General features: G+C 49.9%; 24 protein-coding genes and 1 pseudogene. 10 read left to right on the forward strand and 15 right to left on the reverse strand.

The window, feature by feature from the left end:
- Positions 1 to 17: 17 nt before the first annotated feature.
- Positions 18 to 584 carry a nitroreductase family protein gene (locus tag X474_RS11145; RefSeq protein WP_044348853.1) on the forward strand — a complete coding sequence of 189 codons (567 nt, stop codon included), beginning with the start codon at positions 18 to 20 and terminating at the stop codon, positions 582 to 584.
- 163 nt (positions 585 to 747) lie between these two features.
- On the opposite strand, the gene X474_RS11150 is transcribed toward X474_RS11145, so the two are convergent.
- On the reverse strand, positions 748 to 1,335 hold the full coding sequence (locus X474_RS11150) for a hypothetical protein (protein ID WP_044348854.1): 588 nt from the start codon (positions 1,333 to 1,335) through the stop codon (positions 748 to 750).
- A 168-nt stretch (positions 1,336 to 1,503) separates the two neighbouring features.
- Here X474_RS11150 and X474_RS11155 point away from each other — a divergent pair, with 168 nt between their 5' ends.
- Positions 1,504 to 2,160: a hypothetical protein gene (locus tag X474_RS11155; RefSeq protein WP_044348855.1), complete on the forward strand. Its 657-nt coding sequence runs from the start codon at positions 1,504 to 1,506 to the stop codon at positions 2,158 to 2,160.
- 132 nt (positions 2,161 to 2,292) lie between these two features.
- On the opposite strand, the gene X474_RS11160 is transcribed toward X474_RS11155, so the two are convergent.
- On the reverse strand, positions 2,293 to 2,493 hold the full coding sequence (locus tag X474_RS11160) for a hypothetical protein (RefSeq protein WP_044348857.1): 201 nt from the start codon (positions 2,491 to 2,493) through the stop codon (positions 2,293 to 2,295).
- A gap of 460 nt (positions 2,494 to 2,953) precedes the next feature.
- Here X474_RS11160 and X474_RS11165 point away from each other — a divergent pair, with 460 nt between their 5' ends.
- From X474_RS11165 to X474_RS11185, 5 genes are all read left to right on the forward strand, one after another.
- The gene (locus X474_RS11165) at positions 2,954 to 3,574 is read left to right on the forward strand and encodes a hypothetical protein (RefSeq protein ID WP_044348858.1); all 621 of its coding nucleotides are present in this window, start codon (positions 2,954 to 2,956) and stop codon (positions 3,572 to 3,574) included.
- 19 nt (positions 3,575 to 3,593) lie between these two features.
- Entirely contained in the window at positions 3,594 to 4,271 is a 678-nt protein-coding gene (locus X474_RS11170; RefSeq protein ID WP_044348859.1) for a hypothetical protein, read from the forward strand.
- 11 nt (positions 4,272 to 4,282) lie between these two features.
- Positions 4,283 to 4,756, forward strand: coding sequence for a hypothetical protein (locus X474_RS11175; RefSeq protein ID WP_052515105.1), 474 nt, complete (start codon positions 4,283 to 4,285; stop codon positions 4,754 to 4,756).
- A 146-nt stretch (positions 4,757 to 4,902) separates the two neighbouring features.
- Positions 4,903 to 5,112 carry a hypothetical protein gene (locus X474_RS11180; protein WP_052515106.1) on the forward strand — a complete coding sequence of 70 codons (210 nt, stop codon included), beginning with the start codon at positions 4,903 to 4,905 and terminating at the stop codon, positions 5,110 to 5,112.
- Positions 5,113 to 5,520: 408 nt separating this feature from the next.
- Positions 5,521 to 6,087, forward strand: a complete 567-nt coding sequence (locus X474_RS11185; protein WP_044348860.1) for an NUDIX hydrolase — start codon at positions 5,521 to 5,523, stop codon at positions 6,085 to 6,087.
- Positions 6,088 to 6,288: 201 nt separating this feature from the next.
- Here X474_RS11185 and X474_RS11190 read toward each other — a convergent pair whose 3' ends face one another.
- From X474_RS11190 to X474_RS11215, 6 genes are all read right to left on the reverse strand, one after another.
- Positions 6,289 to 7,002 carry an ABC transporter ATP-binding protein gene (locus X474_RS11190; RefSeq protein ID WP_044348862.1) on the reverse strand — a complete coding sequence of 238 codons (714 nt, stop codon included), beginning with the start codon at positions 7,000 to 7,002 and terminating at the stop codon, positions 6,289 to 6,291.
- A complete protein-coding gene (locus X474_RS11195) occupies positions 7,002 to 7,772 on the reverse strand; it encodes an ABC transporter ATP-binding protein (protein WP_044348864.1) in 771 nt (256 codons plus the stop codon). Before X474_RS11195 ends, X474_RS11190 begins: the two co-directional genes overlap by 1 nt.
- A 14-nt stretch (positions 7,773 to 7,786) precedes the next feature.
- Positions 7,787 to 9,067, reverse strand: coding sequence for a branched-chain amino acid ABC transporter permease (locus tag X474_RS11200; RefSeq protein ID WP_156360727.1), 1,281 nt, complete (start codon positions 9,065 to 9,067; stop codon positions 7,787 to 7,789).
- Positions 9,068 to 9,129: 62 nt separating this feature from the next.
- Positions 9,130 to 10,059 carry a branched-chain amino acid ABC transporter permease gene (locus X474_RS11205; protein WP_044348865.1) on the reverse strand — a complete coding sequence of 310 codons (930 nt, stop codon included), beginning with the start codon at positions 10,057 to 10,059 and terminating at the stop codon, positions 9,130 to 9,132.
- A gap of 181 nt (positions 10,060 to 10,240) precedes the next feature.
- On the reverse strand, positions 10,241 to 11,401 hold the full coding sequence (locus X474_RS11210) for an ABC transporter substrate-binding protein (RefSeq protein ID WP_044349101.1): 1,161 nt from the start codon (positions 11,399 to 11,401) through the stop codon (positions 10,241 to 10,243).
- A 964-nt stretch (positions 11,402 to 12,365) separates the two neighbouring features.
- A complete protein-coding gene (locus tag X474_RS11215) occupies positions 12,366 to 12,902 on the reverse strand; it encodes a carboxymuconolactone decarboxylase family protein (protein WP_044348867.1) in 537 nt (178 codons plus the stop codon).
- 766 nt (positions 12,903 to 13,668) lie between these two features.
- Between X474_RS11215 and X474_RS11220 the strand changes: the two genes are divergently transcribed.
- Positions 13,669 to 15,714 carry a hypothetical protein gene (locus tag X474_RS11220; protein ID WP_156360728.1) on the forward strand — a complete coding sequence of 682 codons (2,046 nt, stop codon included), beginning with the start codon at positions 13,669 to 13,671 and terminating at the stop codon, positions 15,712 to 15,714.
- Positions 15,715 to 15,829: 115 nt separating this feature from the next.
- Here the strand turns inward: X474_RS11220 and X474_RS11225 are convergent, their stop codons facing one another.
- The 4 genes and pseudogenes from X474_RS11225 to X474_RS11240 form a co-directional block, all read right to left on the reverse strand.
- The gene (locus X474_RS11225) at positions 15,830 to 16,015 is read right to left on the reverse strand and encodes a hypothetical protein (RefSeq protein WP_044348870.1); all 186 of its coding nucleotides are present in this window, start codon (positions 16,013 to 16,015) and stop codon (positions 15,830 to 15,832) included.
- 18 nt (positions 16,016 to 16,033) lie between these two features.
- Positions 16,034 to 16,351: pseudogene (locus tag X474_RS26795) on the reverse strand (methyl-accepting chemotaxis protein); the annotation flags it as partial.
- Between the two features lie 5 nt (positions 16,352 to 16,356).
- A complete protein-coding gene (locus X474_RS26800; protein ID WP_044348873.1) occupies positions 16,357 to 16,665 on the reverse strand; it encodes a hypothetical protein in 309 nt (102 codons plus the stop codon).
- A 171-nt stretch (positions 16,666 to 16,836) separates the two neighbouring features.
- Positions 16,837 to 17,088 (reverse strand): hypothetical protein, encoded by a 252-nt coding sequence (locus tag X474_RS11240; protein WP_044348875.1) that lies wholly within the window; start codon positions 17,086 to 17,088, stop codon positions 16,837 to 16,839.
- A gap of 335 nt (positions 17,089 to 17,423) precedes the next feature.
- Here X474_RS11240 and X474_RS11245 point away from each other — a divergent pair, with 335 nt between their 5' ends.
- Positions 17,424 to 19,172 (forward strand): GNAT family N-acetyltransferase, encoded by a 1,749-nt coding sequence (locus tag X474_RS11245; protein WP_044348876.1) that lies wholly within the window; start codon positions 17,424 to 17,426, stop codon positions 19,170 to 19,172.
- A 67-nt stretch (positions 19,173 to 19,239) separates the two neighbouring features.
- On the forward strand, positions 19,240 to 20,130 hold the full coding sequence (locus tag X474_RS11250; RefSeq protein WP_044348877.1) for an ATP-grasp domain-containing protein: 891 nt from the start codon (positions 19,240 to 19,242) through the stop codon (positions 20,128 to 20,130).
- A 67-nt stretch (positions 20,131 to 20,197) separates the two neighbouring features.
- On the opposite strand, the gene X474_RS11255 is transcribed toward X474_RS11250, so the two are convergent.
- From X474_RS11255 to X474_RS11265, 3 genes are all read right to left on the reverse strand, one after another.
- Positions 20,198 to 20,968 (reverse strand): N-formylglutamate amidohydrolase, encoded by a 771-nt coding sequence (locus X474_RS11255; RefSeq protein ID WP_044348878.1) that lies wholly within the window; start codon positions 20,966 to 20,968, stop codon positions 20,198 to 20,200.
- Positions 20,969 to 20,970: 2 nt separating this feature from the next.
- Complete coding sequence (locus X474_RS11260) at positions 20,971 to 21,975, reverse strand: ATP-grasp domain-containing protein (RefSeq protein WP_044348879.1); 1,005 nt, start codon at positions 21,973 to 21,975, stop codon at positions 20,971 to 20,973.
- A 122-nt stretch (positions 21,976 to 22,097) separates the two neighbouring features.
- On the reverse strand, positions 22,098 to 23,672 hold the full coding sequence (locus X474_RS11265; RefSeq protein ID WP_052515107.1) for an adenylate/guanylate cyclase domain-containing protein: 1,575 nt from the start codon (positions 23,670 to 23,672) through the stop codon (positions 22,098 to 22,100).
- Positions 23,673 to 23,720 lie beyond the last annotated feature (48 nt).

Genomic DNA, 23,720 nt, shown 5'->3' on the forward strand with positions numbered 1-23,720 from the left:
GGCCAGGGAGAGGGGGAATGGATTTTTCGGAAGTTTTGCAGGGCAGGAGGAGTTGCAGGAGTTTTTCAGGGGAGTCGGTGGAAAGGGATCTGGTCTCCTCGCTTCTGAATAAGGCTTGCTGGGCTCCCAGCCCGCTGAATATGCAGGGCTGGCGTTTTCTGGTCATAGAAGACGCGGAAAACAAGAAAAAAGTCCGGCTGCTTGGAGAAGAGGCGCAAAAGGCGGTCATGGCTCAAGACGGCCCGGGCTGGGCCGGGAAGTATGGCTTTTCCTTTTTGGAAGAGGCCCCTTTGCTGGTTGCCGTTGCCTATAATCCAACCAAAAACGGGCTGGGTTTTTTCTTTAATCAACCCCACGGCGCCTTGATGGCGGCATCGGCCCTTATTCAGAACTTCATGCTGGCGGCCTGGGAAAAAGGCCTGGCCAGCTTGTGGTTCACTTTTTTTGATCCCGGAGAAATGAAAAAGGCCCTGGATCTGCCGGAGAAATGGGAGCTGGCCGGGGTGATTCCCCTGGGCAGACCGGAGGGTGAGCTAAAAGCGCCGCCCAGAAAAGAGGCTTGGATCAGCTGGGGAGAATGGTAAGGCAAGATCGACGTAAGATTTGTTTGGCGGGGTTAGTTTACGGGCTTCCTGTTTTTGGCCAAGCAGGAGTGAAAAGCCCTTTTAGGTTGCCGGGTGAAAAATATTAAGGCGAAATATGGCCGGTGCTTTAGATGCTTCGGCCATATTTTTGCCTAAGTTTATTTCATGGCATCCAGGTGATAATGCCGTCATCGGGGTGTTTTTTTTGCCATTGCCAAAAGGAGTCAAGGTCGCGGATTCCGCCTTCAATGACTGCCTGGTAAATCTTGATCGACATTACCTTCTGATCCGCAGGGATCGAGTCTTTGATCGTCAGGATGGCCAGGCGGGTCTCAGGGGTCAGGGCCTTGGCAATACGATCCGCCACCTTTTCAAAATAACCTGCAAAAGGGGAATCCGGCAGAATGTGGATCAGGTCAATCTGCCAGGCGTCTCCTTGCTTGTCTTCGTAAAAAGCATGCCACTCCAGGCATTTGTCTTCCGCCTCAAGCAGGTTGGTGTAGAAGATTTGCTTGATCCGTTTGTTTTCAGCCAGGCGCGCCATAGCCGAAAAACTGTCTCTCAGGGAAAACGGATCGGTATATATGTGAAAATCAATATCCCGGTTGTTTATCAAAAGCCCTGTCTTTAGTGAGCCCACCTGGTTGATCGTAGCGCCGATCGCTTCCCACAGGTTGATCACATCCGTATCTTTGATTATTTCCCATGCCTGCCTTTGCCTGTTTTCTGCTATGGTGAGAATTCGGTTCATTTAGGAAACGTCCTTTTGGAGTTGAAGTGCTTGGTCGGTTTATTGAAAGGAAAATTCCAATGATATATCAACGTTAGAGAAAATGTTAGTTCGGGGCGTTTTTTTGTTGAAAAAAGGGTTTTTGTAAACAATCTGATTTTTTTTAGTTTGCTTGTCTGTGGGGGGAGCATGCCGGATAATTTTGCCCAAGGTGTAAGGAGTAATTCACTTTCAGGTGTTAAAGGTCCCAATATTTATATTAAATTAATTAAAGAAGCCTATACCTCTCCTGTAAAGTATTTTAAATTTTTCCAAAAACTTAATCTGTCTGTGTCCTTAAAATATTTTTTAATCTTGATGTGGATTAGTTTGTTTGCTGTGTTGGTGGAGCTATTGGTATTTGGGGCTCCCTTTGAGGCTAACCTGAATAGTAATGCGGGATGGCGGATATATGCCCTTGGATATTTTGCCAGCACCATAGTTCAATTTTTTATAGCTACGGTGCTTAATTGGATCTTATGGGTAATTCCTTATTTGATTGCCGTGTTTCTAATCTTCAAGTTAATTTTATTTCTTGAAATTGACCTGAAAAAAATAAGTTTGATGTTTGTCGCGGCGCAGGTGTATAATTTTTATTTCTTTCTACCCTTGAGTGAACTTTTTGGATGGTTAGCAGTTGGTCTGGTTCTAAGGTTTCAGATGTTTTTAGCACTATATTCCACATTTTTGACACAGGTGGAAAGAAAGGGTAAGAGAATCGGAGGTGTGATTGTAATAGTGGTGTGCTTTGAGCTTGCCGATAAAATAAAATTAATTTTAGAAAGTAATTTTTTCTCAAATCTATGAATATAGTGCGCACCCCAATGGCTGGTTTTAGTCGGATTCCATGGCCTTGGTGGAATGCAAAGGCTCCTTCACACCCATGACCAAGCTGTATGGGCAAAAAGGGGGGCTTTGTTTTGTCCTATTGCTTTGTAATCAGGATCTCAGCATGGCTCCGCCGGGCAGCATGTCATCAGGTGGAGGCTGGCCGTGCTTCTTTCGGTACTCTTTGCGTTTACACTCATTCTGTTTGGGGCCTTTGCAGTATAGGGTTACCAGCCCCTGGCAAGCGGCTTGGTGAGACTTGGCGTGTTTTTGGAAAAATCCGCACTTATCCAGCAAATCACAGTTCGACATGGGCTCTCTCCTAAGCAAGCTGGCAGATAGATGACCCTTTGCCTCTTGAGTCCTTTGAAAATTCAGTGCTGGAAGTTTCAGTTAGGGGAACCTTATGCCTGGTAATTCAAGTTCAGAAAGAAATGTCCGGCTACGGTAAGACCCAAGACCCTCCTCTAAAATCATGATAATTTATGGTTCAGGAAAATGCAATATTATAAGCTATCTGGAATTGTTTTTTAATTTTTAACGCATCCTTTGATGAAAATATTTTCAGGTTGAGGTTATTTTTTTGTCCTTGAATCACTCTTGATTATTAAAGAATTTCTAATGAGAAAAAAGGACTTTAGTGCGTTTAGTTTTTATGCTTGACTGCCCTGTTGGCTAGCCTGTAAGAATTGTGTTAAGTGAAAAAAGTAAGTTAGTTTTCTGGGATCTGTATTTATTTTAAATTTGATGTTATATCTTAAGCAGCTTAGTGATGATTCATTTTTTAAGTAATGTGAAATTTAAGTTCATTTTTAGTAGTAATATCTCTAAACTTTATGCAAAAGCTTTTGCTTCCCCTGTAAGTTATTTCAGACTATTACAAAGAGTAAAAGGGGAAGATGCTTTCTTGTTTTTTATACTTGTCAGCTTGATAAATTTTATAGTTTTGTTCTACGGATTACTGTTCTTTCGCATGGCTTTTGGAATTACTTTAGGCGCTGGCGGCTATGATGCTACTAGTGTGTTAAGTTATGGAGTTAAAGCAATTGTTCCTGTGCTTGAAAAATACTTTTGGTGTTTTTTGATTGATATTATTTGTTTGGTTTCGTTTGCTCAAATATATAAACGTAAAAATACCTTTGGGTGCACCTTTAAGAAGGTGCTTTTAATTTTTCTCGCTTCTCAGGTTTTTAATATTTTTTTATTTTTTGAGCCCTTTTTTTGTTCAACTTTACTTCCCTCTGGTTTGCTTTCTTTTTGCTTGACGATGATTTTCGGTATTGCTGTGATTTTTAAGGTTACTACTGCCTGGGTTGTTCATATTGTTGTTGGGAGTGTTCTAATAATTTCCAACTTGATATCCAAGATTCATTTTTTTCTATGTGAGATTTAGTGTTAGAAGAGGCGACTGTATGGATAGTAAGACAATATCTATTGAATATAATGCTATTTTTTCTGCCTGTAATGTTTTTAAGAGGCTGTTATGTGTAGCTTTTAAACGGCCTGTTGATTATTTTATTTTGTTTGTTGGTCTTAAATTACAACAGAAACTTTTTTTCTTAGTCTTGTTTTTATCTATCAATTTTATTCTTTATATAATCTGGGCTAATATTTACGTTTTTTGTTTGCCAGACTACCTATTTTATACTGATCACATTGCCGGTAATGGTGTTTCGAAAGATTACCTTTTATCTGTAGGGGAATTTGGCAGATTTCACATTCTACTTTATCTGCTGGTTTACCTCCCCGGTTATTTAGTGGCATATATAGGGCTGAATCTTACAAATTCTGCTGATATTTCTTTTAAAGGTATTATGGATATTTTTATTGCCTCGCAAATCTATTATCCGTCATACTATCCCATTTTGGCTATAGGCCATTATTCTAAATGGCTAGAATTTGTATTCTTGTTGGTAATAACTACATGGGGTCTGAAAGGGGTTTTCAAAGTTAAGGGGATCTTCCCTGTTTTTTTATTGCTTCTCGGATTTTTGCCTGGCATTTGTCTTATTGAATACTGGAAAATTTGGAAAATATATGGTCTATTCCAATATTTGGGTGAGGCTTTAGCCAGCCCTTTATTGCAATAGCTACTATTTGAATGGCTAACGAAAGCCCGGCGGCCAACCTGGCCGCTCAGCTTCTGGTGGAATCGGCCCTGGTGACTCAGGGCAAGCTGGTGGTGGCCGTCCGCGCCAACCGGAGTGCTTCGACCGTGACCAGGCCCGGAGAAGCCAATCCGCTTTTCTATCATATCCCCACCTCCCGGGGCGTGAAGAAGTTCCGCATGGGCGACCGCTGGCCCGATCCCGAGGTCTATGTGAATTATCCCAGCAGCCAGATGTTGGCTTACATGGATATCGGAAACCTGAAATGCACCTGGCCGGGCAAGGAAGACGGCGCCATCACGGAAAAGACCTGTTATGCCTTTTACAAAGTGATTGAAGAAAAAAAGGTGGATGTCTTTATTGATTATCACGAGCCTGAACCGGAGTCCCCGGTTATCAGCACAATCTTGACTCATCAAAAGATGACCGAGGCCGCGGTCATGGGCCGGCATTATGCTTACCGGTGAGGAGTTCAAACGGCCGATCGGCATGGAATATTCCCCGCCGACCCTGCACGCCCTTTCCCATCGGGAAGTCGCTGACCACACCCGGGCGGCCTCGCTTTTGTTTGAAACGCCGGAACCGTTTTCGGACCGGGTGCGGTGCGTGACCGATGAAAAACTGGTTTTTGGAAGGCAAGGATCCCTTTGTAATGAAGGCCGGAGAGCACAAATTACTTTATGAGCAGATTACTGAAGAGGGCTGGCCCATTGACGTGCGAGTGGGCAGACACAGTTCCGCCACCTTAAAGGTCGCTGAACTGTGCTCGGAGCTGAATCCGGAGAAGGCTATTGTCATAAGGGGCGTGCCTCGCTATGCATAGGTAATTGAAAAAGGGGAGGGGCATTGGTTCTGGAACCCCTCCAAGGCGGACTCTGCCCGAGTTTATTATGAATAAAACTTGAAAAGGATCTGGAGTACACCCCAAAATGCTGATGAATTATCGGGGTGTTAACTGACGGCTCGCAGAATAGTGACTCCTTCAAAAGGTAATTGATTTTGCCAAGTGGCATCTCACAAAGGACAGGGAGCCCGGCCCTTTTGGGTAAGACTTGTCTTACTCCTTGATTCTCGGCCTTGGATTTCCCATTGGGTTGGCAATCGGTTTTTCGGCTTTACTCTCCGTTTTTTTCCCGCCAGGCCTGTGATAAGGTTTTGTCTGAATTGTTTCCAAGCAGCCTCCAATACGGAGTCCCTTTTTATAAGACTACTCTAAAGTGGGAGTTTTCTTTTGAGCCATATAAGCAAGTGGAAGATAACCGAATCCGAATATGTTGTGAATGACAGATGGATAAAGGTCAGGGCCGATAGATGCGAGTTGGATAATGGTGTGATTATTGAGCCTTATTATGTCCTTCAGTATCCGACCTGGGTGAATACCTTTGCCTTGACCCCGGATGAGGAAGTGGTTTTGGTAAGGCAATACCGTCACGGCATTGGCCGGATTGTCCTTGAACTTCCTTCCGGTACTGTGGAGCAAAGTGACGATTCCATTGAAAAGGCCGCCAGGCGGGAGCTTATGGAAGAGACCGGTTATGGAGGCGGCGCTTTCATGGAGACCGGTTGCTTATCGCCCAATACGGCCAACCATTTAAACCTGGTGCACTGCTTTTTGGCCAAGGATGTTGAACTGATCGCCAAACCCCAAGAAGATGATTACGAGCAGATCGAAACCGTAGTCAAACCCCTGCCGGAGGTGATCGAAATGGTCAGAACCAATAAATTTCACCAGGCGCTTCATACCTCTGCGGTCTTTTGGGCTTTGGATAAACTGAACCGCCTGGATATCCATGCGTAGTCGGGAGCCTCTCTGTTTCATTTGAAGCTCGGGCGTCTTGTTCGGGCAGGGAATTGATAGGGTTTCGATGGGGTAGGTTTGAGTGACTTGTTTTCAAGCCTGCTCTCCGGCAGGGGCTTAACCTGTTGTTCCTGCCGGTGAATGGCATTTTGATCACAAAAGCGCCTTTGGGCCTGTTGTCCCAAGGCTTGGTTTCCGGCCTCATCCCCCCAAATAGGCCTTTTTAACCTCCGGGTCTTCCAGAAGAGCCTTGGCCTCGCCTTTGAGGGCGATTTTTCCGTTTTCCAGCACATAGCCCCTTTGGGCGAATTTAAGGGCCAGCCGGGCGTTTTGCTCCACCAGGAGAATGGCGGTTCCCTGCTGGTTGATCTCTTTCAATGCCTCAAAGACCCTCAGCATCAAAAGCGGGGCCAGGCCCATGGAAGGTTCGTCCAGGAGCATCAGCTTTCTGCCGCTGACAAAGGCTCGGCCCACTGCCAGCATCTGCTGTTCGCCACCGCTTAAGGTGCCGGCCTTTTGCCATTTTCTTTCATCCAGGCGGGTGAAGATCTCAAACACCTGTTGAATGTCTTTTTTAACGCCCTCGTGGTCCTTTCGGGCAAAGGCGGCCAGCTCCAGGTTTTCCCGCACCGTCAGGTTTCCGAAAAGACGCCTTCCCTCAGGCACATGGGACACGCCCAGACGGCTTACAACCTTGTCCGCGCTGAATTTTAAAAGATCCACGCCCTGACAGGTCATGCTGGTGTTGGGCCCCACCTCCACCATGCGGGATATGGCCCGCAAGGTGGTGCTTTTACCCGCTCCGTTGGCCCCGATTATGGTTATGATCTCTCGTTCGGCAATCTCAAAGTCAATCCCGTGCAAGGCCCGGATGTTGCCGTATGACACCTCGAGGTTTTTTACGGAAAGCAGCATCAGTCCAACTTCTCCTCGCCAAGATAGGCCTCAATAACCTTGGGATTGTTTTGAATCTCTTCCGGGTTGCCTTCTGCTATCACCTGGCCGAAGACCAATGTCTGTATCCTTTGGCAAAGTTCCATGACAAATTTCAGCCTGTGTTCGATAAGGAATATGGCCAGGCCGAATTTCTGGTGGACCGTGCGGATGATCTGAATCATCTGGCTCAGTTCTTCAGGAGTCATGCCCACTGTGGGCTCATCCAAAAAAAGCACCTTGGGGTCGGTTGCCAATGCCCTTGCCATTTCCACTCTTCTCTGGGCCCCATAAGGCAGGTTCAATACCACCTGATCGGCCAGGCTGTCTACACCGAGCATCTCCAGGAGGCTCATGGCCACTTCCGTGGCTTGGGCCTCTTGTTTTTTTCGTTTGGGCGTGCCCAGAAAAGCGCCGGTGAAGCCATAATCGATTTTGGAATAGCGGGCCATCTTCACATGCTCCAGGACTGTCATGTGCCGCCACAAGCGCAGGTCCTGGAAGGTCCTCCCCAGGCCCAGGGAGGCTATGTAATGGGGCCTAAGGCCGGTTATCTCTTGACCGTTAAAAGTGATTTTGCCCTCGGTGGGGCAGTATATGCCGGTGATAAGGTTAAAGATGGTGGTCTTGCCCGCTCCGTTGGGGCCGATAAGCCCCATGATCTGCCCCGGCTCCAGGGTCAGGTTGTAGCTGTTGACCGCCACCAGGCCGCCAAAACGATGGGTCATCTCTTTAACCGAAAGAAGTGCCATAGCCAAAAAACCTTTTATTTCCTGGGCGCCAGGATGCGTTTTAAGTTGAACTCCTTAAAGGCGATAAGCCCGGTGGGACGATAGATCATGACCAGAATCAAAAGGGTGGGGATTAAAATCCACTTAAAGAGTTCCAGGGGCCTTAGGGCTTCTCCCATGATCTGGATTCCCACCGCGCCCACAATAGAACCGTATACCGAGTTCAAGCCTCCGAAATAGACCATGGCCAGGACCTCGGCCAGCTTTTGAATGCCAAAGGTTCCGGGGTTTACATAGCGCAGCACGTGGGCAAATAGCGCTCCCGCCACCCCGGCCCAAAAGGCGGCGAACATAAAGGCCACGATTTTGGTTTTTCTGGTGTCCACAGTCATGGCGTCTGCCGCCATTTCATCGTCCCGGACAGCGTTCAAGGCCTTCCCCAATATGGAGGTGACAAAGTTGTTGATCATCCAGACGCCGATAATGGTGACCAGAAACACAGTCGGCAGGTTTGCCCAGTTGGGCTGGCCGCTTAATCCCCTGGGGCCGCCGACCACCTCCAGGTTTTCGATCAGGCTTTTGACGATAAACATAAAGGCCAGGGATATGATCGCCAGGTAATCGCCCCTGGTGCGGAAAGAAGGGACGGCAATGGCAAGCGCGCCGACCGAGGCTGTGAGCCCGGCTATGATAAGCCCCAGGGGAAAAAGATAAGGTCCCAGTTCCGGGGGCAAAAGGGCCGGGCCAAAGAGTTTGTCCTTGGCAAAAAGAAGCACCGTGAATACAGAGCCCATATAGGCGCCAAGGGCCATGAATCCCGGATGTGAACAGGAAAATTCCCCCATGTAACCGTTTATGATATTCAGGCTCAGGGTCAAGAGTACGGCGATCAGGGTCAGGCGCAGGGTGAGGTTGCGGTAATCGCTTACCTCAGACCAGGTGTGCAGGGCAATATAGAGCAGAATCAGATGCAGAACCGCCGAGATGATCAAGGGCATCCTGTCCAGAGCAGCAGCCAGTTGATTGGTGATCGAGGCCGTGATCCGGGCCACTCCGATAATTGGGATGAAAAAGATCAATAAGTCATAGGCAAAAACACTAGGTATCATAAGCGGGGTCTTCAGCATGATCACAAAGCCGAAGAGCACCGGGATTTTGGGCAGGCCCAGCCCTTTGGCCAATTGGGTGCCGAAATATTGTTCCAGGAAAACCGCAACAATGACCCCCAAAAGCCAGCCCAACATGGGGGCCTTTGCGAGAAATGCCCTGATGCCTTGCCAGAGGCCCCGGGCGGAGGAATTGTCTTTATTCTGCATGGCCATATCCTCAAACTGTTTCAAAAAGCCGCGTCAATAAAGTGCCATCGGGTTTTTTCAGGTCACAGGCGCAGGCGGGCGCTGTAGGGCTCGCCGAAAAAGCCGTGGGGCCTGAAGACCAGAATCAACAGAATGATTGAGTAGGCTATGAAATCCCGCAGGGTGGAGGGGAAGATCATGGCCACGAATATTTCAATGAAACCCAGAAGGAAACCGGCCAGGGTCGCGCCAAGTACGGAACCCCTGCCTCCCAGGATGGCTGCCACAAAGGCCTTCCAGCCAAAGACAATGCCCATGTAGGGGTCCAGCACCGGATAAGCCACCCCGAAAAGGATCCCCGCCGCCGCGGCCAGGGCCGAGCCTATGGCAAAGGTCAGCGCCGCGATGGTGTTTATGGAAACACCCATCAGGGGGACCACCACATAGTCAAAGGCCATGGCCCGCATGGCCATGCCCCACTTGGTGCGTTTGATGAACTGGTGCAGGGCTATCATCAGAGCCAGGGAGACCAGCACGATCATTATTTTTTTGTTGGTGATGTAAACGCCGCCCAGGTTGTAGGTGGTGGATTCTATGAGCGAGGGAAAACGAATTCGGCGGGCTCCCAAAAGAGCCAGGTTGCCGGTCTCCAAAATGATGCCGATCATAAGCCCGGTAATGGCGGCCGAGGCCCTGGGCGCTTCACGCAGGGGCCGGTAACCCACCCTTTCCACGATCATGCCCACAAAAGAGGTCAGAAACATGGAGATGATGATGGTCAGGACCAGGACCAGCCATCCCGGCGCGGCCGCTGCCCAGGCCGAGGTGGAGATGATGGCCAATAGAGCGGTGGCCACTCCAAAGCCAATATAGGCCCCGACCATGAAGATGTCGCCATGGGCAAAGTTGAACAGCATCAGGATGCCGTAGACCATGGAGTATCCCAGTGCGATCAGGGCGTAGAAACTGCCCCATTGCAGGGCATTGACCAGGTTTTGAAGGAATAATTGCATCCTGCTTAAGCTCCGCTTAGTCTCAGGTGGCGGTTAAGTTTTTTGAGACTGTTTAATGTTTCAGCGGGAAACCGGACCGGCTAAAAAAGAGCGGCGATCCGTTAAGGGCCCGTCCATGCCGGAGAAGTCTTGGGGAAGCTATTCCGGCATGGGCGGGCAGGTCAGGTGCTGTTAGGGGTGCTTAGGGGCAAACCGACTTGAAGAATTCAAATTCGCCCTTGTCGCTGATCTTCACCACCACGGCGCATTTGATGGGGTCGCCGTCTTCGGTAAAGGTCATCTTGCCGGTGATGCCCTCAAACTCCTTGATCTTGGCCATGTTGTCCCTGATGCACTGACGGTCTTTCTTCACATCGCCTGTGATGTTGCCGCACATCTCAATGGCTTTTTGCACTATGCGCAGTGCGTCCCAGGTAAGGGCGGCCACATCGTCGGGTACATAGCCGTGTTTTTTGTCGTAGCGTTCAATAAAGGCCTTGGTCGCGCCCTTGGCCCCGGCCGCGGCGTAGTGGGTGCTGAAGAACAGGCCATAGCACTCCTTGCCGCAGAGTTCCACTGTCTCGGCCGAGCCCCAGGAGTCGCTGCCCACAATGGGCTTGTTCCAGCCCAGTTCATGGGCCTGCTGCACGATCAGGGCGACTTCGTTGTAATATTGGGGAGTAAAGAGGACTTCTGCGCCGGAGTTCAGTATCTTGGCCAGCTGAGAGCTGAAGTCTGCGTCCTTGGTGGTGAAGCTCTCAAAAGCCACCACCGAACCAGGCCCGTGCAGCTTTTCCCAGGCCTGCTTGAAATATTCGGCCAATCCCTTGGGATAGTCGCTGGCCACGTCATAGAGCACCGCCGCTTTTTTAAAGCCAAATTCCTTAGTTATGAAGTTGGCCAGCACCGGTCCCTGGAAGGGGTCCAAAAAGCAGCCCCGGAAAACAAAGGGACGGTCCTTGGTGGTGTCCGGGTTGGTGGACCAGGGGCTGATCATCGGGGTTTGATAGTTGTTGGCCACCTCGCCGGCGGGCACGGCCTGCTTGGATGATTGCGGCCCCACGATCACCAGCACCTCATCTTCGGTGATCATCTTGGTGTTTGCCTTGACCGCGCTCTCGGCCTTGGCCTCGTTATCTTCTATGACAAGCTCCACCGGAAAGACCTTGTCTCCCACCTTGATGCCTCCGGCCGCCTTAATGTCGGCAAGCCACATCTGGGCTGCATACTTGGTTCCCTCGCCCACCTTGGGAATATCGCCGGTTATGGGGGCGTTGATCCCGATTTTGATGGCGTCCGCAGCCAAGGCAGCGGCAGGCAGCATGATAACGAGCGCCAAAAGGCACACCAGTAGCTTTTTCATGGCACAACCTCCTGCAAAGTTAAGGGCAGCAATTAATGGTTTTTTGGGGAAAGGAACCGCCGCCTTGGCGGTGCTCAGACGGTTATCGGGGTATATACGGTCAAGACCCACCAAAATATCCGGCTCCCTTATGCCTGCGCGTAGTAAGCGGTAAAAAAGGAACTTGAACCTAATTCAGATTAAGCCTTGTAATATACAATGACTTAGTGGAGAAAATGGTATTCTGCCAAATTTTCACTTCTGCGTCAAATGCATTTAGATGAGTTGCGCCTGGTCGCGCGAAGTTAATGGCCTGCAACAGTTCCGGGCTGCTGAAGATGCCAACTGTTCGATCTTGCATGACCTGTAGCTCGGAAAGGCGGCTCAGGCTGTAAGCTGCGGCCACACCCGGTTGATCGGATGTAAAGGCTGCTCATGGTATTTTAAATTGTAAAATCATCCGGATAATATGCATGTTCCAGGCAGCGGACCTTATGTAAAAGATAAATAAATAATTGGGGAATCGAGCACTTTCCACTGGGAACTTGGCTTAAGCGAGATCTCACTTCGAGTGGACCGCACCTAATATTTCCTTGGTAGTGCTTGTTAGGTTTTCCATGTGACGGGTATTTTTCAGCCGGTGTCAAGGCTATGATCCTATGGGTGCTGAGCGACCTTGACGCGGGCTGAAAAACAGCTAAAAACGTTTTTTGAAAAATAAAATATTATTAATCTGTTAACCTGTGACAAGGCCTCCGGTGATAGGCAAAAGGCGGGCCTCCGCCCATTTGGTATTTTCCCCGGCAAAGACTAAAAGCAAGCCCGCACAATAAAACCTCACACTCTCTCTTGTTCGGGCAAAAGGCTTAGTTAACGCACCTCCGCCGATTTTTTGTCCGCACTGTTAAGTGGGTTATTTCTTAAACCATTAAGTCCGAAATAGTCGCTGATCCGCTGCCGGGGCTTTTCCCCCCGCTTAAAACGATCAGCAGGCCATTCCTTCCTTCATTTTAAAAGCCTTGAACAAAATACCGTCGCTCACCATGCCTGCCCCATGGGCCGTGGCCTCGAAGATATCCTGGTCGCTCCAGCCCAGCCGGCGTAGATGGTCAACATCTTCTTGTTGTACTTCGTCCGGGGTTCTTACGGCTTTTAAGACAAACAAGAGCATTGCCTTATCCTTTTCATTCAAGGGAGCGCTGGCCGGATCCGCCACTGCCTTGGCCGCCTCGTCTTCGTCGGCGAATCCGAACATGGACAGAATCTGTTTGTTCGCGGAAATGCAGTAGTAATAGTCCTGGTCATCGGCGATCAACAACCTGATCAATGCAGTCAGGCCTGCGCTGAGTGTGGGATGATCCATGCCGTAGATAATGCCTTGTTTGCGCAGATCCAGTAGAAATGGGCTGGCGCTGAACAGCTGAAACGGAGCAGGCACGAAGCCCAATGGCTCGAAGATAGAGTATTGTTCTTTGATTTCGTCACTGGCGTTTTCAGGCGTTGCGGTTTTAATGAGGGCCATGGTCGTTCTCCTTTATTAAATCGCTTGTAATGTCGCGAAAAGACGCCACACACTTGTTTGTCCGTTTTTGAAGAAACACGGGAACCCACCGGTTGTGTCCAGTCCCTTTGACTTGAGGCGCTCAAACAAAGATGCTTTAAACAAGATTATGCGGTGATTGCCGGGTTTTCTAATTGCCTCGGCTAGGTGCGGCCTTTGGAAGCACAGAAGTGAAGAATCTTGATGCCCCAAGGCCGCGATCTCATCTTATCGGCTCTTGATTGCCCAGAAGATTGGAAATGGTGTTTTGAACCCCCCGATTTAAAACATAGTATCTCAATATAAATACTTAAGTCAAGCTCGGGGCGGTGTTGGTTAATTCAGGGGGCATTCTCATTCAAGGCGATGATTAGACTGGCCATGTCTGCTTGGGTAATGGGATGGGCCTTTAATCCGATTGAAAAAGGTGCCGGCTGGTATTGCTGGAAACCCGGATTTGGAAAAAATCTAGGTTTCGTGCATTCTAAGTAATAAGTACTGCATTTCTTTGCGCCTTGATGTTGTATTTATATGTAATTAATTGTTTTTAGAGTATTTTGCTGGTGAAAATAGTGACTTTTTATGTATTTCTTTTAATGTTCCCGCGCATCCTTTAATGCTTTTGTAAGCGCGTTTGAGGATTAACTTTGTTTTTTGTTAATTGTTTGTTTTGTTTATTCTTGTGCTTGGTTTTATGCTATCTTGGCTTTGGGAGTTCGGCTTAAAAGAAATAGTCAGGGGAGAAAAGATGTTTTTTAGAGGTTTCACCAGTTGCATTTCCATAGCTTTGCTTTTGCTGTTTACAGGATTGTCCCCCATTCCGGCTCAGGCTGATTTGTTTGATAAAGTGGGCAATGCCCTGGGCAGTGCGGCGGACAAGTTTGGCAAGGATGTCAAAGAAGCCGGTCAGGAATTGGGCATAGTGGATAAGGATAAAAAGTCCACTGCCAAACCAAAGTCCCAAAAAGCTTCCCAGCCCGGGGCCAAGGCCAAGACCGAAAAAGTTGATAAACTGCCAAGCGGAGTTGTTTATCGTTTAAAGAAAATAAACAAGGAGCTAGACAGAGCTGACAAGGCCATGGTCAAGGGCGTCGGCTCAGACGTGGACAAGGCGGCCAGGGCTGAGCGTTATCTCAAGTCGGCCAACCGCTATCGCTCGGAGATAGATAAAAATTATAAGGGGAAGTTTTCTGTTGATCATCCGGATATGAAGGCCTGCGACAACAGGATTCTCAAGCTGGAACAAAAGATAGCCCAGGTAAAGGGGAGCGAATCCGCTCCTGCGGTTGCTGAGAAACCGGCTCGGGAAAAATCCGCGGCAAAAGCTTCGGCTGAGCCCGCCGCAAAAAAAGAAGAATCAAAAGCTTCGGCCAAACTTCCATCAGCAGTCAGCCATCGGCTTAAAAAGGCAGAGAAAGAGCTGGACCGGGCGGAGGCGGCCATTAACTCCGAGGGAGGGGGCCCGGCCAGTGCGGCTCAGCGTTACTTTGAAAAGGCCCAATACTTGCGCAAAGAGATCGACGACCGCTATGCAGGGCAGTTCTCACTTGAAAATCCTCAGGTTAAAAGCGTTGATCAGAGACTGGCGGCCCTTAAGGCCCAACTGGACCAGGCAGACCAGGCCAAAGCCGCTGAAAAGGCGGCCCAGGATGAGGCCCAGGCTAAAGAAAAGGCCGGTATTGCCTTGTGCAATGAATGGAACGATAAGCTGAAACCCTTTATCTCTTCGGCCAGCGGGAAAGAATTGCTGGCCTATCACACGGAAGACGCTGCTTTGATCAAGGAATGGAAAGGGATCTACGATCAGGTTGAGCCTTTGTGGAATGAATATAAAGGAGCTTCCCTTCCCCAGGACAAGACCCCGGATCTCAAATACACGGAAAAGGAACTGGGGCGCAGGATAGGCGAATTCAAGTCGGTTTATGCCAAATGGGAGGAAAAAGCAAAACAGACCAAGGCGGATATGGGCGGATTTCTTTTTTCCGCTTCACCCATAGATCCTGCCGCGCCGGGCGGGTTTACAGACAACTTTAAGGCGGGCGACAATATTTATGCCCTGGTGAAGGTTAAAAAGCCCTGGGCCAAGATTTACAAAAACCAGAACAAAGCCAGCCTGCGCATTAATGTAAAGCTGGATAATAAAAAGATCCACGCCCAGTTTGTAACCCTTAAAACCCCGGCCGAGTTGAACAAGGATCATATTTTGTTTGAAATCGCTCCCGCGCCGGACAAGACCAAGGCCTATGCCAACCCCAACATTGAGTATGGCAAATCCACCCCCACCCTGCGCCAGGGACCCATGGAATTGACGCACCACCTCGGTAAGTTGGGACCCGGAAGCCACACCATGTCCTTTAATCTCTATTACTATGGCAAGACCTGGGCCAAGGGCAGCTTTAAAATATCCGGCGATGATTTCGGTTATTACGCCAAACTTAACCAGGATGTGGAAGGCGCTGTGGCCAAGGCCCGCACCTTGCCCAAGGCCAAGATGAAAAACGCCAAGTTTGAATCGCAGATGAAAAAAATCCTTGTAGACGCAGGCTGGCCCGAGGTGCACCGCCTGAACATAATTGATAAGGATTGGTGGCTGGACAGGGTCTCGGGTGGAGACAGCCCGATTAAATCCCGGCATATGGCCGCTGCCGCCCTGGCCAAGGGATCGGACGGCAAGTACTTCTATCGCGTATGCACTTTTCACCAGCACAAATTAATCACCGGTGGTTTCGGCAGCTTTGAGCTGAGCCACCAGGGGCCCAAAGTGCCGATCGCGGAAAACAACATAGATAAATAATCCCAAAGGTATAAAGCCCGGGAGGGCTTTGTCGGCAAACTAAGGCGGGCGTCCGAAGATTCGGGCGCCCGCCTTGATTTAAAGTGAGATCTCAAAAGGTATAATTCAGCTTACTTTAGCCTTGAGCTGTTGCTGAAGGAGCGGGTAAGCGGGGAGTTGTGATCCCTTGTTCCAAGGTGCGTTTCTTTTTGGAACCCCTTTGAGCCAGGGCCTTGAGTTGCTGTACAGCTTCCCGCATGTGTTCTGCCTGGGCGGCGAGTTCTTCTGAAGAGGCTGCGGTCTCCTCTGCTCCGGTGGCCACCTACTTCATGCCTTTTCCCATCTGCTTGGCCGCTTCGGCGGCGTTAAGGGCCAGGCTGCGCACTTCAGCGGCCACCACTGCAAAACCCGCCCCGGCCTCACCCGCTCTGGCTGCTTCCACTGCGGCGTTCAAGGCCGGGAGATTGGTGCGAAAGGCGATTTCATTGATGCATTTTACAATTACTGCTGTTTTTTTGCTTGTTTTTGATATGTCTTCTATTGATTGAGGCAGGTGCTTCATGGCTGAGGCGGCATTGGCGGCAACATTTTGGGTGTCTGCGATCTTGGCCGAGATATTTTCCGTGTCAGCCAGGCTTTTTGGGCTCATGCCGTTCATGTGCTCTAAGGAAGCTGACGTCTCTTCCACCTTGGCGGCCCCTGGGCAAGTTGCTGAGAGGCCACTGAAGCATGGTTGGAAGCCTTGGCCACCATTTCCGCACCCTGGCCCAGATGGCCTGCCAGGCGGCGTAGATCCCGATCGGTCCAGAGTGGGGTCCAGACGCCTAAAAACAGGGACAAAACCAGACATACACCGGCCAATCCGAGCACTATTTGAATCATGGTCCGGCTTTGGGCCAGAGTTTGGCCCGAGGAGTCGGCCAGTTGTTTGTCACCCTCCTCAAAAACCAGGTTTATGTTTTTTAAAATCATGAATAACTTTTTTGTAGGTATTCATTAGGTTGTTTGTTTTTTGGGGGGTGATGGCCGGATCAGCCTGGATTTCTTTGGCCGCTTGAAAAAATCCTTTACGGTATTCATTGAACAGACCCCCCCCAGGCTGGAAATGGCTGCTTTTGTCTTTTAATCAAGGGCCGGGTCTTTTTAACTGAATTTTTTGAGATTATTAAGATCCGCGCCAAGTTCTTTGTTTTTGTTTTCATAACGCCTGTGTTGCAACATCTTTATCTCTATATCATCGGCCGGAATAAGGAAGCTGACTTTTTGATCAATGAGTTTGCTGAAGTCTTGAGTGGTATTTCTTTGCGCCATAAAGGCGATGAAACCTAAGGCTGCGGTAATGGTCATGCAAACCCCAAAAGCCAGCCTCAGCCTGTGGGCAAGGGTAAGCTTCATTTTATAAGCTCCCGTTGGTTTTTTAAAAGGCCATATTCAATGTGGCCTTTAGAATAAGTGCCTTAGGGATTGCCGGTGCCGGACCGGTTGGGCAGGCTTGTCAATGGTCCGGGGAGATATGAAAAAGTATATATTTCCAATATGTCGATCATAATAGGTATGTTGAGGCAAGGATAAAATAAAAACTATTAATTTGGTGTGAATTTTTGTGCTGCATGGACCGCCGGAGGCCCTGAACTTGATTTGCTTGTGGGAACCGGTCGGCCTGATAGGATAAATTATATTTTGTACAGAGCCGGACCGTGCTTTTGTAATTAATTCAAGAGAAAGAAGCTATGCCTGACATTTGCTCATCAAAAATGCTGTTGGTTAACCCTCCCATATCTCCTGTATTGGCTATGCCCGGCGAGACAACCGGACTGTTGAGGATGACCTGTGATTACGGTTTTAATGTGCTTTTAGCAGACGCCAATCTGGAGTTTCATAAGTGGATAAGTGCCGATCCGGCGACCAAAGAGCTTTTTGATTCCCTTAGTACTCAAGATTTTTTTGATCCTGTCTGGTATCTGCGCATAAAAGAAGAGCTGAAGAAAACAGGTGTCAGGTTCGATTCGGACATGTCAACTCCAGGATCAGGGCAAAGTCCTGAACCGGTTTTATTTAAGGCCGGGCAAACGGAAAAACAAATAGAAAGTTTTTGGCTTAACTGGTCTGACATGCATCTGGCCACAGACGTTTATGAAATATTGACGGTTTTATTGCATGATCCCGATCAAGTCAGACCTTGCCTTTTCCTGGCTGATATTTGCAGGCAAAAACACCCGCAGCTCAAGCTTTGCCTGGCCTTGGCTAAAGACTTTGACAAAAACGCGGCCCTGCCTTTGAAAGAGGTGTCTGATTTTTGCCTCAGCCTGGATTCCAAGAGTGCTGACTGGCCCTTTGACCGGGACCGGGAGCACGGTGGGGCAAATGAGCCGAAAGCAAAGCCAGGTGTACAGCCCGGGCCTTCACCGCAAAGGGTGTGGCGTTTAAAGACCCAAGACCTTTCCTTTATAAAAGACCTTCCCGGGCACTTTTGGATTTCAGCCTTGGAGATGACCCCCAAGCAGATAGCAGACCTTTTGCCGGTTTGGGAAAAAGGCATGGAAAGACCCGCTGTTGCCTTGGAGCTGCAATTGGATTTGGCCCTTGAGCAGCCGGATTTCAGCTCCTGGCGGGAAAAAGGCATTTGCCTGGTTCATTGGCTGGTTAAGGAAAAAATTCCGGGTGAGCTAAAGGATTGGGTAAAGGTGTTGCGTCAGGTGAGCAAGATGGGCATATGGAATCATCTGGTGCTTCCTTCCGGGGACGCCCTTTCCGGGCTGGCTGATTTCTGCACCGCAAACCCCAACATGGGGCACAGTTGGGAACGCGTCGGAAAGCCCTTGGAACCGGAGGATTATGCCTCCTATGGAAGGGCCAAGAGCCTGCCGGGCAGCCCTTTTTGGCTTAGCCTTTCCCGGCCCGGCCACACCTTGCTTTATCTGGCCGGACACGGCTTGACCAAACTCACGCGGCTAAGGGTAATTGGGGCTGAACAGGTTTACGAGGTGGGGCAGGGACTGGTCTATAATTATGCCAAACCAGAGGCCCTGCCCCCCGGATATCTGGACCAGATCTGCCATATGGTGGAAGACGGCGGGGCGGTTGGCAACACCTGGGTCAGGTATAACCTTGAGCGGGCCCATTTGATTGGTTTTGTGGAAGAAAAGGGCGTGATTGTGGCGTCGGGGTGCCTTAAGCACCCCAGGCCGGAATATATAGAAATGGTCAAAGAGCAAACCGGTCTTGATTTGACTGGACATGTGGAGAGGGGCTATACCACGGTAAGGCCCGAATACCGGGGCCTGGGCATAGGCACTGAACTCTTGGCCGGGGAAACCGCCCGGGCCGGGGATAAAAAGGTTTATTCCATTATCTCCAGCGACAACCTTGGGGCTCAGAAAATGGCCTTGCGTAACAAGACCAGGAAAATCGCCACCTATTTCAGCCCGCGCCTGCAAAAAGAGATCAGCGTTTGGATGCCTGAATCAATGCTGCCGTGACTGAAAACGCTTTTGGGGATTAGGTTGAATTTAAGATCTGTCTGTCTCCCTTAAAAGGACCAAGGCCATGAAAATAGGCGTTATCACCATAAATGACTTTGACTTTCACCCCAACGCCCGTCTGCGCGAGGCAGCCTTGGCCAAGGGGCATGAACTTTCTTTGATGAATCCCTATCGCACCACCTGCACCCTGGGCGTGAAAGGCCCCGGGGTCAAGGACTGGCCCGGCCTTTTTGATCTTGATCTGGTTCTCTCCAGGCAAGGGGCCTTGATCGGGGATTACTGCCTGGCCCTGGTGGACCAGATAACCGGCCAGGGCATACCGGTGGTGAACAGCCGTGAATCCATGCGGTTGACCAGGAACCAGTTTTTAACCCTGCAGGCTTTGTGTGCTCAAAAAATACCAGTGCCGGAGAGCTTTTTTATCACCACTGAAACAGGCTTCATGGATGCGGTCAACCTTTTGGGCGGCTTTCCGGTGGTGGCCAAAAAGGCCAACAGCTGGGGAGGCCGGGGCGTGGCCCTGGTGGAGAACAGCCCCATGGCCCAGGTGGTGGTGGATTCCTTTTTAGAGGAGCGTAAAGGGCTTTTGGTGCAGCGTTTTATTCCGCCAAAGGGCAGGGATGATCTTAGGGTTTTTGTCCTGAACCAAAAGGTTATAGGCGTCATGCGGCTCACCCCTCCACCCGGTGATTTCCGGGCCAATTTCCATGTGGGCGGCCATGCGGCTGGTTTTGACCTGCCAAAACACCTGGAGGTGCTAGCCCTTGAGGCCTCGGCCTGCATGGGACTTGAGATCTGCGGGGTGGATATAATTATGAATCAGGATAAAGAGCCCTACGTAATCGAGGTGAACCACTCCCCCGGCTTCCGCGGCCTGGAACAGGCCACAGGCCTTGATATCGCGAGTATGATCATAGATTATCTGGCGGATAGGTATGGGGAGAGGCCGCGGTGATCAAAACCGCCTGCGCGCTAAAAGTTTTTTTGATTCCGGCCCGGTTATATCCGGGCCGGGGTTTTTCTTATACGCCTTCTGAAATGGCAAAGAGCGCCTTTTTAACCTTGGCGGCAAAGCTGTTCAGCATATCCTGATCCAGGATGGTTTCGTTTTCCCGCGTATAGTTTATTTTGTTCACCTCGATCTGCACTGCCATGCGTCCCTGTTCCGCCAGGATCGCGCCATAGTGCCTGGTGATATAGCCGCCGGCGTAGGGCTGGTTTAACGAGACGCTAAGGCCCTGGTCTTCAAAACATTTGGCCATGAATTGGAAGGTCTCTGTGGGGCAGGTCAGAACGCCTCTTTCCGGATCAACGGCTCCTCCCGGGGCGCCGTTGTTGCCGAGCGTGATATCCGCCCTGGGCATGCCCCTGTCAGGGGCTTCCTTGGGGCCCTTGCCGCGCAGGGAGTGACAGTCAAAAAGCACTTTGATCGATTTATCCAAAAGGGCCTGGCTGAGCTTTTGGTGATAGGGCTCGTGATATTTCACCAACCGCTTTGCAAACTGGTTTGGGTCTGGATAATGACCCGGTAAAAAAATTTCTCTGCCCGCGTAATCCCTTTGAGCCACCACGCCTTTATCGGCGGTGTCTTCAGGGCTTCTGTTCAGGTCCACCACCAGGCGGTTCCACTCGGCCTGGATCATGGCTGCGGCGGGCAGGTCGGAGAATATTTCACTGGTGCCGTGGTCCATTGATTCCCAAATCAGGTCCGGGCCAAGGGCCATGCCGGAGCGGCATTCACCCGGTATTTCCAAGGATGAATGGGGCAGGGAGATTGCGAAAGGTAGGGTCATGGTTAATTGTTTCCCCTTTTTGCTTTGATTTCCAGGACTTTTTCTTCCACAAAGTCAATGACCTTGCTTTCCAACTTGTCGTTGTTGAGCTGGTTTATGCGGGGTATGCCGCCGGGGCTTACACAGTTGATCTCCACAAGCTTGTCTGCGATTATGTCAATGCCCACAAAAAACAGGCCGTCTTTGATAAGCCTGTCCTTGATGGCCGCGCATATGGCCCGGTCTGAATCGGTTATCTTGTGTTTGACCGGGGTGGCTCCGGCGTGGATATTGGTCCGGAAATCGTCTTCCGCGGGAATCCGTCCCATGGCGCCTATGATTTCGCCGTTTAAGAGCAGAATCCGCACATCACCGTTTTCCTTAACCTGCTCAAGGTATTCCTGCACCATGATGGATTCGCGCCTGGGGTAGGGCTCAAATGAATTTACATAGAAATGAATCAGGGAATTTAGGTTGTCCCTGTCGTGCATGCTGACCTTTATGACCCCTTCACCCCTGGAGCGCATCAGCGGCTTGACCACCATATTGCCCCCAAAGCTCTCTATCACCTTGCGCAGGCGGATGGGGTCGCGGGATATGTGGGTCTCCGGGGTGATCTCGGGAAAATTCAGCAGATAGAGCTTGCTGTTGCCCGCCATCTGCCCGGTGGTGCTGTTGATCAGAAAAACCTTGTCCTGCACAGGGGTGAGAAACTCCATGATCTGATGCTGCAACGGCGGGTCCTTGCGCAGAAACATGGCGTCCAGTTCGATCATTTCCTCAAAGATCAACTCTTCCCGGCCCAGACAGTCCAGACAGCATCGCCAGTATTGCTCAATGCCCAGATCGGGCGGCACGCTGACGTCACGCATTCTGGCCACCAATTGATTTTTGCGGACATATATGTCGTGGGGCTCGAGATAAAGGACCTTGTGCCCCCTTTGGTTGCATTCATACATCAACCAACTGGTTGTCTCCATGGCGGGCGAGATCGATTCAAGGGGGTCCATCAGAAAGGCGATATTCATGAGTAGAAAAACCTCCACCGGAGCAATTTGCAATTTACATATGTAGATTCTTTCGCCTACATATGATGCAGGAGAAATAATAACACAGGTAACCCTCCGGTAAAGGTTTGTTTGCTAAAAGCTTATGTTTCCACACTAAATACATGCACCATGCCTTTTTTGCCTTTTACCCGGTGCCTGCCTTTGTCTGTCAGTTTAATGGGCCCTTTTAACAGTTTTCCGGTCGATTCCGAGATCAGTATATCCGTGCCCAGTTCCTTGTTCAGGCTCTCTATTCTGGCGGTAAGGTTTACCGTATCCCCAACCACACGGTATTCCATGCGATTTTCACTGCCTATAATTCCGGCCACAACCTGGCCTGTGTTGATGCCGATACCCATGCTGAGGGGCGGCAGGCCCTCGCGATGGTGGGTGTTCAAGTCGGCAAGCGCCTTATTCATGGCAATGGCGCATTTTACCGCCAAAGTGGGATGGTCGGGCAGTTTGACCGGGGCATTGAATACCGCCATTATGGCATCGCCCACAAACTGGAAAACCTGGCCTTTGTTTTCTTCAATAGCCGTTACCATGTAGCTGAAATAGGAATTCAGCATTTCAATAACCTGTTCAGGGGTCATTTGTTCGCAAATGGAGGTGTAGTTCCTGATATCTGAAAAAAGGATCGTTACTTCGGTTTCCTCGCCCCCCAGGGCGGGGCGGTGCGACATAAGGGTTTGGGCAATGTCCGGGGAAACAAAGCGTCCAAAGGTTTCCTTAATCTGGTCCCTTTCCCTGAGCCCGTCGATCATGGCGTTAAAGCTTTCCGCCAGCATGCCGAGTTCATTTACATCTCTCACCTCCACCTGGGCCGAGAGGTCTCCTTGGGCTACTTTCTCCATGGCCTGTTCCATTTCGTCAACCGGGTCGGCTATGCTGGCCGCAGTGAAACGGGAAAGGAAAAAGGCCAAAAGCGCCTCGGCCAATATTACAAACGCCATGAGGTTTATAAGGTTCTGGTAAGCGCCTTGGGAAAGCAGATTAAGGCTGGTTAGCTTATGATGAACTAAAAATACCAATATCAAAGTCGGTATTATGCTCACCATGGCAAAGCTGAACAAAAGCCGCTCCCTCACCCGGAATTTCAAAGTCCCTTTAACCTGGCTCAACTTGATGTTTCTGAAAAAATAGGGGCGTGCTTTTCTGAACTGGGCTTCGGTAAGGAAAAAGACAATGCTGGTTGTGAGGATGCCTGAGACCATCACCCCGAAAAACAACCTGGCCGCCTGGCTCAGGACCGCTGAATCAATGGCCTCGTTTCCAAACAGCCCCCCATAGCCGGTCATGAAAAGGGCGGCCAGGGTCCAATTGTAAAGGGAGACAGCGGCCGAGGCATAGGGCCCCAGCAGAACTTTTTTTCTGGCCTTTGCCATGAGCTTGGGATCAAGAGGCCCGCCTTGGGCCAGGCCTTTTTCAGCAAGGGTTATCTCCTTGTCCCATCTGTGGAAAATAAAGCTTCCCATCAAGATCAGGCTTATGGTCATGACCCCGACCACGATCAGGTCCCTGTCCAGGCCCGGCCTTATGGAAACAGGGTCTAAAAAAAGAAAATAAAAGGCGCAGAAGCTGCCGCCCAAAAGGTTGGCCAGAACCTGGCCTGTGCCGGTGCGGCGGGGCGGAACGAGGTTTTTGTCCTTGGTCTGATCCCTGGAAACTTTCATTTTTTTATAACCAAAAGCGGAGGTTTATTTGGGGATTGGGCTTAAAAA

This window comes from Dethiosulfatarculus sandiegensis, from assembly GCF_000931935.2.
GTDB classification, from domain to species: domain Bacteria; phylum Desulfobacterota; class Desulfarculia; order Desulfarculales; family Desulfarculaceae; genus Dethiosulfatarculus; species Dethiosulfatarculus sandiegensis.